The following is a 9,478-nucleotide window of genomic DNA, read 5'->3' as shown; positions in this document are numbered from 1 at the left end:
CAAGCCGAGCGCATCGCTGAGCGGGCCGGCCAGCGAGGCGGACAGCAGCGTGCCGGCGAGCACGCCGACCACCCCCGCCACCCCACCGGAGAGCATGGCCTCGCCGAGCAGGAGGCGGCGTAGCTCGGGCCGTCCGGAACCGAGGATCCGCAGGACGGCGAACTGACCGATCCGGGCCCGCGCGCTGTCCCCGGCCCGGACGGCACCGAGCACGAGCGCGCCGAGCGCGAGGACCAGCACCCCGACACGCATCGCGAGATCCGCCGCGCCGAACAGACCCGGCAGGTTGCGGACCCGGTCGGACACGGCGGAGGCAGAAAACCCCTTGTCCTGGAGGGACTTGGTGACCGCGGCCACCTGCCGCTGGTGCTCGACCACCACTACGGCGGACTGCGCGCCCTCCCTGCTCTGAAAGGCTCCCGGCGGCCGGCCGGCTCGTGCCGCGGCGAGCAACGCGGCGGTGTCCTGCGAGAGATAGGCGACGCCCGGACCGTCGGCCTGCCAACTCGGGTCGTACAGGGCGACGATCCTCAACTTGATGACAGCGCTGGTGCCGGACGCGGCGCCCGTCGCCCTGGTGTACCCGAAGGCGACGGACCGCCCTAGGAGAGGGGTGAAGTCGGTTCCCTCCGCGACGGCGGGCAGCACGACCTCGTCCGGGCCGAGCGGCGCGGAGACCTCCCCCTTGGTGATCGGCAGGTCGTCGTCCGGGGTCAGGGTGTGGCTCGTCAGGTCGTACGTCCCGTTCTCCTCGGCGTACAGCACCGAGGAGTAGTCGGCGACGACCTGCCGAACACCCCGTACACGCGCGGCTTCCCGCAGGGCCGGGGTGGTGAGCGAGCGGACCGACGCGTCGCCCTCGAACGAGGAGAGTTCGATCTGCGTGAGTCCGCCCGACCCCAGTACGTCCCGCTCCACGGCACCGGCGGCACCGGCCGCGATCCCGGCGGACGTGGTCAGCAGAGCGGCCAGAACGGTGAGGGTGGGCAGCGCCCGGCGCAGCGAACGCCCGTCGCGCTTCCAGGTGTAGAGACTCCAGCGGCTCATCCCAGCGTCTCCTCGCGAACGCCCGACAGGACGCCGTCGTCCAGCACATACCGCTGGTCGCAGGCCTCGGCGACCGCGGCGGAGTGCGTCACGAGCAGCACGGCCGCGCCCCGGTCGGCACACGAACGCAGGGAATCCATCACGGAGTTGGCGTTCTTCGGGTCCAGACCCGAGGTCGGCTCGTCGGCGAGGACGAGCACCGGTTCCTTCACGGCCGCCCGGGCCACCGCGATGCGTTGCCGCTGGCCGCCGGAGAGTTCGGTGACCGGAGAGTCCGCCAGCTGTTCCATACCGAGGTCGCTGAGCAGGGCCCGGGCCGCCGTACGGTGCCGGGACAGCCGTGGTCCGAACGCTGCGGCGACGTTCTCCCAGGCGTTGAGAAACGTGAGCAGCCCGAGGTCCTGCAGCACGATGCCGATCGAGCGCAGGCGCAGCGCGTCCCGGTCGGCCGGTGACAGCGCCCCGGTGTCGGTGCCGGCGATGTGCAGGGAGCCCGCGGCCGGCGAAAGGATGAGCCCGAGGAGCGCGAGCAGGGTGCTCTTGCCCGAGCCGGACGGCCCCTCGACAGCCGCCATCGTCCCCGCCCGAAGCGTGAGATCCGCCCGGCTCAGACCGCCACCGGCCGCGTATCTGAAGGCCAGGCCTTCGGCCAGGACGACCGGTGGGGAGGCGGTGTTCATACGGCGGGTGCCCTTCTGGCTGAAACGGGGAAAGGGGGCGGGCTTGGACTCAGGCGCGGCATCGGCGGTCCTGGACATTCTGGAAGTCCGGGAGGATTCGGAGGCCGACAGCGACAGGCACACGTAGTACGCCCGCCAGGCGGGGGTGTCGAGCATGTCGGTGCGAGCGAGACTCGCCAGGGCGGCCGGACGGATGCCCGGGAGGAGCTCGCGCTCACCGCCGAGCCGATGCGCGGTGGGGGGCGCGGCCTCCAGACGCCCGTACGCGGTCGGGTACAGCGCGGGGTCGTGCCCGACCTCGGCACGGGTGGCACGTACGAGATCATTCGCTCCGCGCAGAGCGTCGAGCTGCGCGGCGAGACACCCAAGGCCACTCCGGCGATCGCCACGGCCGCGGCGACGCGCGTACGGCTGCGGCGCCCGGTGCGCGTGCGTGTGCGCGTGCGCGTGCGCAGGAGGTCGTGCTCCACGCTCGGCTCAGTCGTTCGCACAGGCCGAAGCGAACGCCTTGACGCCGGACTTGAAGGAGCACTTGTCGGCGTAGGAACTGCACTGCCAGGCGGTGACCTGGACCTTCGCACCCGTGCCGGGCAACGGCGTCGATCCGGAGTCGGAGATGGCCATGGTCGGCGCGGCCGTCGCCGCCGTGGGCAGCGCGACGAGTCCTGTGGTCAGCAGGATCTTCTTCACCCGGTTCTCCCCGCATTCGTCCCCAACTGGGCGTCGAACTGTATGTGTTGCGGGAATATCCATAAGTGACTGAGAAGAGCCGTTAGCGAGATGTGAAATGTCCCGGATACCCGGAACGGGCCGTCCCTGGACGCTGCGAGTTCGGTGCTCACAAGAAGCCCGGAGACCGGATCCAGCCACCAGGGAGACGGTCTGATTCACCCCTGAGGAGTAGCGCCCCAACTCACTCAGCAGCGGCTCCGGTACTTCTAGTCGAGCCCGGCCGCCGCCAACAGCCCCAGTACCTCGGCGAGTTGCCGACGTACCCCCGCGTCGGCGATGAGCCCGTCCGCTCCGAGCATTCCCCGGTCCACCGGGATCTTCACGCAGGCGGGCTCCACGATGGCGGCGCCGGTGTAGCCGAGGACCGTGCGCAGTGTGGCCTCCGCGCCGCCGCCGCGTCCCGGGGCTGCCGCGTTGACCCAGGCCACCGGCTTGTCGCTGATCTCGGTGCCGCCGACTGTCCAGTCCAGCAGGTTCTTGAACGAACCCGGCAGCGTCCCCGCGTACTCCGGGGTGCAGATCAGGATTCCGGCCGCCCGCTCGATCGCCGCCCGCAGTTCCACCACCGGTACCGGCAACGGGTCGGTGTCGTCATCGGGGTTGAAGTGCGGAAGCTCCGCGAGACCGTCGTACAGTACGGCGCCGATCCGCACGTCCGACGCCAAGGCGTACGCGGTGCGCAGCACGGCCTCGTTGGAGGAGCCGGCCCGCAGGCTCCCCGGCAGCAACAGGATCACCGGTGGCGTGGACATCCGCTCAACCTACTCCCGTCGATCATGCCGGTCATGCCGTCAACGGCCCTTCCAGGATCCGCAGATGGCCCTCGGTCACGGCAGCCGCGGCCAAGAGGTTCGATCCCAGGAACGTAGCCGGGCCCACTGACTGCGCAGGCGTGGCGCCTACGGCCAGCCGTGCAGGGACACCTGTGTCGCGCCTCCGTTGAGATAGTGGTCAAGGGCCTGGGCGTTGCCCAGGACGAACTCCCCAGGAATGGCGTCAACATCGACCCACCGGACCTCCGCGTGCTTGAGGGGCTCGCGGTTCTCGAGTTCGCCGGTCCACTCGTCCGTGACGAAGACGACCGTGAGGTAGCCGTCCGGTGCCTCGACACCCAGGGCCGCGTGGACGACGTGGACGACCTTCAGTGACTCCGGCGCCACGACGAGCCCGGTCTCCTCGTGCAGTTCGCGCACGGCGGTGGCGGTGATGGGCTCGCCGGGTTCGTTCTTGCCGACGGGGAGGTCCCACATCCCTCGGCCGAACTTGGCGTGCTCGCCGCGCTGGATGAGGACGACACGATCCGCGGCCCGGTCGTGGACGATGACGGCGGCGACCAGCAGGGTCATGGCGTGCCCGGCCGGACGGTGAGGTAGGTCCAGCCGCTCCAGGCGGACCCGGTCTGCGCACCCGTACCCGGCGGGGTGTAGTGGCCGCGCATGCGGTAACGGCCGTTGTCCGCGAAGAGTTTGAGGGCGCGGCTGTAGCCGTACCAGCCGTCGCTGTACAACGGCACGCACTTCTGCGACGTCACCTGGTGCCACGCTCCCGAGGTGTAGCGCTCGACGTACACCGACATGCACCCGGTGGACTGGTGGGGAGCGACCTTGAGGTCGTAGCCCATGTTCACTTCGGACTTGTAGAAGACCTGATACGTCGTCGAACCGATCCGGGTGGTCGCGAGCGGCCATTGCAGCTGGGTCTGCGTCACGGCCGGTGTGAGCGTCACGCCGTGTGTCGCGGTGTGCGGGGCGTAGCGGTAGTCGCCCGCGAAGACCGCGGTGAAGGTGGTGTTGCGGGTGATCTTGGTGGTCGCCACCAGGTTGCCGGCCGAGTCGACGCGGCCGGTCCTGAGCTGGGTGCGGGACTTTCCGGCGGGCTGGGAGTAGAGCGTCACCGTACGGGAGTTGTACGTCGTTCCGAGGTGCGCGGTGACCTTGGCCGTGGCTCCGGAACGGTAGGCGCCCGCGTTGGTCGTGACGCTCAGCGCCGGAGTCGCCCGGGAGACCTGCACGTTCGCCGACGCCGTCACCGGGAGGTAGGCCGTGCCGCCGTCGTAGGTGACGGTGTAGGTGTTGGTGCTGCCGACCTGCGGTGTGTCGTGGACGGTGAAGGTGCCGTCGGCGGCGGGTGTGACCGCGGGGAGTGCGTAGCCGGACGGGTGGGCCGCGTCCTTCTTGACCAGGTGGACCGTGCCGGTCATCAAGTGGGCGTGGGGCCAGGTGAGTTGACCCTTGACGGTGAGCGGCGCGGCGCGGGTGCCGGTGGCGGGCGCCGACAGGGTAAGCGTCGGCTTGTACTTGGCAAGAGGGACGTCGAAGGTCCGGGTGGCCTGGGCGTAGTGGTCGCCGCCGGAGTAGTCGACGCGGTAGCTCAGGGTGCCGGTGAGCGGGGCGGTGTCGTGGATGCCGTACATGCCGAAGGTGGCGCTCGGACCCGCCGGGGTCCTTGTCACGTCGGTCACGACCACGCCGTCCGGATGGGCATCGTCGTAGCGCGTTATCCGTACGGAGCCCGGGAGTTGGCCGTTGTCGGCCGCGTCGAGCGAGAGAGTGGAGTCGAACACCGCGGTGAAGGAGAGGGGCTCCCCCGGGGCGAGCGGCTTGGTGCTGAGCCCGATGATCTTGACTGCGGCGGTCTCCGGGGACCGGGTCAGCTGCAGCGTCGGTGTTCCCCCGGCGGGGTCCACGGACACGGCGTACAGCCGGCTCTCGTCCGGCGCCCAGGCGAGCCCGTGCGCGGCCGGCCGTAGCGAATCGTCGATCACGTGCTCGCCGTAGAAGCCGGAGCCGCTCACCGGAACGGCCAGATACTCCCGGCCGTCCCAGCCGGCCAGGGTGCCGTCGGGCGCGACGGCCAGGGCCGGGGCGCCCAGCGCGTTGGCGAACCCGCCTTCCCTTGCCAGGTCGGAGAAGCGGAGCCGGTTGGCGAACACGTTCCGCGACGACGCGACCGCGACGTCCTGCCCGTCCGCGGTGATCGCGAAGTCGGTCAGGTCGGGGATCGGCAGCGACTGGGCCGCCTGCCGCGTCAGCGCGCCGCCGTCCGCGATCCGGTACGTGACGAACGCCGAGGTGTCCCCCGTCTGTACGGCCGCGACGAGCGCGCCGGACGGTGTCGGAGTCGTCGCCAGCGTCGGCGAGCCGGCCCAACTCCCGGAATCCCGGGCCGTCTTCACCGTCCCGGCGGCGTCCACCGAGCCGATGCCACCCGTCCCCGCCGCCGTCCCGTACCCGAACCAGAGCGTGCCCCCGGCGACGGCCAGCGAGTCGGGACGCGTCCCGGCGCCGGTGCCGTAGCGGGCGGTCTCCGCCAGCGTGTCCGTACTGATCGCGGCGATCGCGGCCTGGTCCGGCAGCGCCGCGTAGACGGTGGAACCGTCGTCCGACAGCGCCAGCCCCGTGGCCCCCGGCTCCCCGCCGATCGTCGTCGCACCGCCGCCGTCGAGGTCGGTCACGAGGATGCCGTCCGTGCCGACGCCCCCGCTGAAGAAGAGGTGGCCGTGGGCGGCGTCCACCAGCAGATGCGAGAAGTGCGCGATCGGCAGCGCCACCCCCGACGCCGCGTACGAGTCGGCCGCCCCGGGGACGATCACCCCCGTCAGCCCCAACACCGTCGCCGCCGCCGTCAGCAGCGCGAAACGCCCCGTCTTCACGCAGGTCCCCCCGGACACACGATGAGGCCCCGGCCGCGCGACGGCGGCCGGGGCGAAACCCTCAGGTCAAGTTCTGCGCGGATCGTACTACGTGGTTTCCGCGGCCCTTCAGCGTGCGGACCCCAGGATCGGACGGGGGCGGCGACATCCGCGCGGCGCGGGAAACACCGCGTGAGTCGACCCCACTCCCCCCTTCCTCACTCCCCCTCCCCCGGATCAGGCCGATGCCGCCGGAATTCCGAGTTCGCCCAGCAGACCGCGTACACGTCGCTCGATCTCCTCCCGGATGGGCCGCACGGCGTCCACCCCTTGCCCCGCCGGGTCTTCGAGCTGCCAGTCCAGGTACCGCTTGCCGGGGAAGACGGGGCAGGCGTCCCCGCAGCCCATCGTGATCACTACGTCCGAGGACCGCACGGCCTCGACGGTGAGCACCTTCGGCGCCTCGGCGGAGATGTCGATCCCCACCTCCGCCATGGCCGCCACCACCGCCGGGTTGACCGTGTCGGCGGGAGCGGAGCCCGCCGACCGGACCTCGACCCGGTCACCGGCGAGGTGGGTGAGGAAGGCGGCGCCCATCTGGGAACGGCCGGCGTTGTGGACGCAGACGAACAACACGGAGGGGCGCGGGGTGGCGGAACTCATGGCGGGTGTCCTTGGGTTGCTGAAGTCCGGTCAGGGGGAGGCGAGTTCGGGCTCACCGTGCGGGACGACTACGGCGGCGGCTGTGCGAGCGGGACGTCCGTACACGACCGCCACTGCCCCCAACCCGGCTACGGCGCCAAGCAGTTGTGCCCCGATGAACGGAGCGACGGAGGCGGGCGCGATCCCGGCGAAGGTGTCCGTGAAGGCGCGGCCGATGGTGACGGCGGGGTTCGCGAAGGAGGTCGAGGAGGTGAACCAGTAGGCGGCCCCGATGTAGGAGGCCACGACTGCCGGGCCCAGGGAGGCACGGCCGACGCGCTCCAGCCCGAGGACGAGCAGGATCAGCCCGCCCGTGGCGACGACCTCACCCAGCAACAGGTGACCGGCGGAACGGTCGTGGGTGGAGAACCTCACCAGCGGCTCGGCGAACATGGCGTCGGCCAGCACCGCACCCGCGATCGCCCCGGCAACCTGCGCCGGAACGTACGCGGCGACCTCCCGCAGGCTCGGCCCGGATCCGCTACGACGGCCGGTCACCCAAGTCGCCAGAGTCACGGCGGGGTTGAAGTGCGCGCCGGAGACCGGCCCGAGCAGCGCGATCAGCACGCCCAGGCCGAAGACGGTGGCGAGCGAGTTGGCCAGCAGTTGTACGCCGACGTCGTGCGACAGTTCGGCCGCCTGGATGCCCGAGCCCACGACCACGGTCACCAGCAGCCCGGTCCCGATCGCCTCGGCGGCGGCACGGCGAGCGAGGGACGCCGACGCCGTCACGCGGTCACCTCGGCAACGGCCCGCGGCGGCGTGAGGAACGCGGCGAGCTTGTCCAGAACCCCGGGCAGCGCCCAGTAGTACACCCACGTCCCACGGCGTTCGCAGTCGATCAGGCCGGCCTGCCGCAGGAGCTTGAGGTGGTGGGAGATCGTCGGCTGCGACAGGTCGAAGGCCGGCGTCATCTCGCACACGCAGACCTCGCCGCCCTCCCGCGAGGCGATCATCGACAGGAGCCGCAGGCGCACGGGATCGCCCAGAGCCTTGAACACCTTCGCCAGTTCCGTGGCGCGCTCGTCGTCGAGCGGCGCGGAAGCCAGGCCCGGGCAGCACGTGGCGTTCTGACCGATCACCTCAAGCTCTTGTTTCGACATACCTCTATGTTGACGTCTTTCGATACAAGGCGCAAGCTTGCATCAACGAACGTCAATACAAGCTGGTCCACCTGGTCCACCCGACCCACCTCGCCTGGGAGCGATGCGATGAGCGATGCAATGACCGACGCGATGAGCGAACACTCCACCGACCTGCGCGAAACCGTCCGCAAGCGGTACGCCGCCTCGGCCCTGAAGGTCACCGACGGCGGCACCGCCTGCTGCGGACCCGAGCCCGTCGAGATCGACGACAACTTCGGCTCCGCCCTCTATCCCACCGCCGACCGGGACACCCTCCCCGCCGAAGCGGTCGCCGCCTCCCTCGGCTGCGGCAACCCCACCGCCGTAGCCGAACTCCGCGAAGGCGAACGCGTCCTGGACCTCGGTTCCGGCGGCGGCATCGACGTCCTGCTGTCCGCCCGCCGCGTCGGCCCGACCGGCAAGGCCTACGGGCTGGACATGACCGAGGAGATGCTCGCCCTCGCCATCGGCAACGCGGAGCGGACCGGCGCGACCAACGTGGAGTTCCTCAAGGGCACCATCGAGGCCATCCCCCTGCCCGCGAACACGATCGACGTGGTCATCTCCAACTGTGTGATCAACCTGTCCGTCGACAAGCCCGCCGTCTTCACCGAGACCTTCCGCGTCCTGCGGCCCGGCGGCCGTATCGGCGTCTCGGACGTCGTCGCCGACGACACACTCACCCCCGGGCAGCGCGCGGAGCGCGGCGACTACGTCGGCTGCATCGCGGGCGCGCTGTCCTTCGCGGAGTACCGCACCGGCCTCGAAGCCGCCGGCTTCACCGATGTCGACATCACCCCGACACACCCCGTCGCGGACGGCATGCACTCGGCCATCGTCCGCGCGACGAAGCCTGCGGCGAACTGACCGGAGACCGGGGGACGACAACAGAGCGGCGCGCGCAGGGTGTTGGGGCTCACGGCATGCCCGGCCGGGCGGTGATGATGTGGTCACCGCACCACGGAAACCAGCGCCACCCGGACGTCCGGTTCACCTCTATCGGACGTCCGGTTCAGCTCTCCCCTCCGCGAAGGAGCCGCCCCTCATGTCCGAGCCGCCGCAGTCGGTGGAGGCCCGCGCCCTGCGGCTCTTCCTCACGGCGGAACCGGACGACTGGCCCCGGCTCGCGCCGAGGGTGACGGAGGCGATCGGCGCGGACGCCCTGCAGCGGATCGTCCGCGCCACGCTCGCCCGCGTCGGGGAACTCGACACGGTGACGGACAGCCCCGACGGACTGATCGTGTCCGGCAGCCGGGGCCGGGTGCGCGCCTGGGCCCAGGCCGCGCCGGACGGAGAACTCGGCGCGCTGCGCATCGAGAACGCCCGCTACACACCACCACGGCGTCGCCCGCGCCCGCCCGCTCCGGTGACCTGGGCGACGTATCTGATCGTGGTCACCCTCTGGAACATCCTCACCGTCTGGACGGCCGCCGACCGCACCGCCTGGCTCGGCGACATGGCGACCCTAGCGGCCTTGTACGTGGTCATCGAAGGCTGCGGCGCACCGGCGCGACAGCCCCGCCCACTGCGCCGCACGGTCGAGGCCGGTGCCGTAGCGGCCC

At 71.1% G+C, this 9,478-nt stretch carries 11 protein-coding genes; 2 read left to right on the top strand and 9 right to left on the bottom strand.

The window, feature by feature from the left end; translation table 11 throughout:
• The 9 genes from R6V09_RS37330 to R6V09_RS37290 all read right to left on the bottom strand — a co-directional run.
• A partial coding sequence (locus tag R6V09_RS37330) for an FtsX-like permease family protein (RefSeq protein WP_317885912.1) occupies positions 1-1,047 on the bottom strand: 1,047 nt, incomplete at its 3' end.
• Positions 1,044-1,805, bottom strand: coding sequence for an ABC transporter ATP-binding protein (locus R6V09_RS37325; protein WP_317885911.1), 762 nt, complete (start codon positions 1,803-1,805; stop codon positions 1,044-1,046). The genes R6V09_RS37325 and R6V09_RS37330, both read right to left, overlap by 4 nt.
• A 399-nt stretch (positions 1,806-2,204) precedes the next feature.
• Positions 2,205-2,417, bottom strand: coding sequence for a hypothetical protein (locus R6V09_RS37320; RefSeq protein WP_317885910.1), 213 nt, complete (start codon positions 2,415-2,417; stop codon positions 2,205-2,207).
• Positions 2,418-2,665: 248 nt separating this feature from the next.
• Entirely contained in the window at positions 2,666-3,211 is a 546-nt protein-coding gene (locus R6V09_RS37315; RefSeq protein ID WP_317885909.1) for an NADPH-dependent FMN reductase, read from the bottom strand.
• A 147-nt stretch (positions 3,212-3,358) separates the two neighbouring features.
• The gene (locus R6V09_RS37310; protein ID WP_317885908.1) at positions 3,359-3,805 is read right to left on the bottom strand and encodes an NUDIX domain-containing protein; all 447 of its coding nucleotides are present in this window, start codon (positions 3,803-3,805) and stop codon (positions 3,359-3,361) included.
• On the bottom strand, positions 3,802-6,111 hold the full coding sequence (locus tag R6V09_RS37305; RefSeq protein WP_317885907.1) for a hypothetical protein: 2,310 nt from the start codon (positions 6,109-6,111) through the stop codon (positions 3,802-3,804). Before R6V09_RS37305 ends, R6V09_RS37310 begins: the two co-directional genes overlap by 4 nt.
• A gap of 216 nt (positions 6,112-6,327) precedes the next feature.
• A complete protein-coding gene (locus R6V09_RS37300; protein ID WP_317885906.1) occupies positions 6,328-6,753 on the bottom strand; it encodes an arsenate reductase ArsC in 426 nt (141 codons plus the stop codon).
• Positions 6,754-6,783: 30 nt separating this feature from the next.
• Complete coding sequence (locus tag R6V09_RS37295) at positions 6,784-7,524, bottom strand: aquaporin (protein ID WP_317885905.1); 741 nt, start codon at positions 7,522-7,524, stop codon at positions 6,784-6,786.
• Positions 7,521-7,895: an ArsR/SmtB family transcription factor gene (locus tag R6V09_RS37290; RefSeq protein WP_317885904.1), complete on the bottom strand. Its 375-nt coding sequence runs from the start codon at positions 7,893-7,895 to the stop codon at positions 7,521-7,523. Before R6V09_RS37290 ends, R6V09_RS37295 begins: the two co-directional genes overlap by 4 nt.
• A 132-nt stretch (positions 7,896-8,027) precedes the next feature.
• Between R6V09_RS37290 and arsM the strand changes: the two genes are divergently transcribed.
• Both arsM and R6V09_RS37280 read left to right on the top strand, forming a co-directional pair.
• Positions 8,028-8,783 carry an arsenite methyltransferase gene (gene arsM, locus R6V09_RS37285; protein WP_317885913.1) on the top strand — a complete coding sequence of 252 codons (756 nt, stop codon included), beginning with the start codon at positions 8,028-8,030 and terminating at the stop codon, positions 8,781-8,783.
• A gap of 178 nt (positions 8,784-8,961) precedes the next feature.
• Positions 8,962-9,478: hypothetical protein (locus R6V09_RS37280; protein ID WP_317885903.1), on the top strand; the 517-nt coding region annotated here is incomplete at its 3' end.

The sequence above is a fragment of the Streptomyces sp. W16 genome (genome assembly GCF_033194735.1).
In the GTDB taxonomy this organism is placed as follows: domain Bacteria; phylum Actinomycetota; class Actinomycetes; order Streptomycetales; family Streptomycetaceae; genus Streptomyces.
The sequence above is the reverse complement of the archived record's forward strand: the minus strand, read 5'-3'. Positions and strand labels throughout refer to the sequence as shown.

Bases quoted from the DNA above. Each gene is read 5' to 3' on its own strand.
- R6V09_RS37325 (WP_317885911.1), bottom strand. From the start codon at position 1,805: ATGTCCAGGACCGCCGATGCCGCGCCTGAGTCCAAGCCCGCCCCCTTT.
- R6V09_RS37315 (WP_317885909.1), bottom strand. From the start codon at position 3,211: ATGTCCACGCCACCGGTGATCCTGTTGCTGCCGGGGAGCCTGCGGGCC.
- R6V09_RS37310 (WP_317885908.1), bottom strand. From the start codon at position 3,805: ATGACCCTGCTGGTCGCCGCCGTCATCGTCCACGACCGGGCCGCGGAT.
- R6V09_RS37300 (WP_317885906.1), bottom strand. From the start codon at position 6,753: ATGAGTTCCGCCACCCCGCGCCCCTCCGTGTTGTTCGTCTGCGTCCAC.
- R6V09_RS37290 (WP_317885904.1), bottom strand. From the start codon at position 7,895: ATGTCGAAACAAGAGCTTGAGGTGATCGGTCAGAACGCCACGTGCTGC.
- arsM (WP_317885913.1), top strand. From the start codon at position 8,028: ATGAGCGAACACTCCACCGACCTGCGCGAAACCGTCCGCAAGCGGTAC.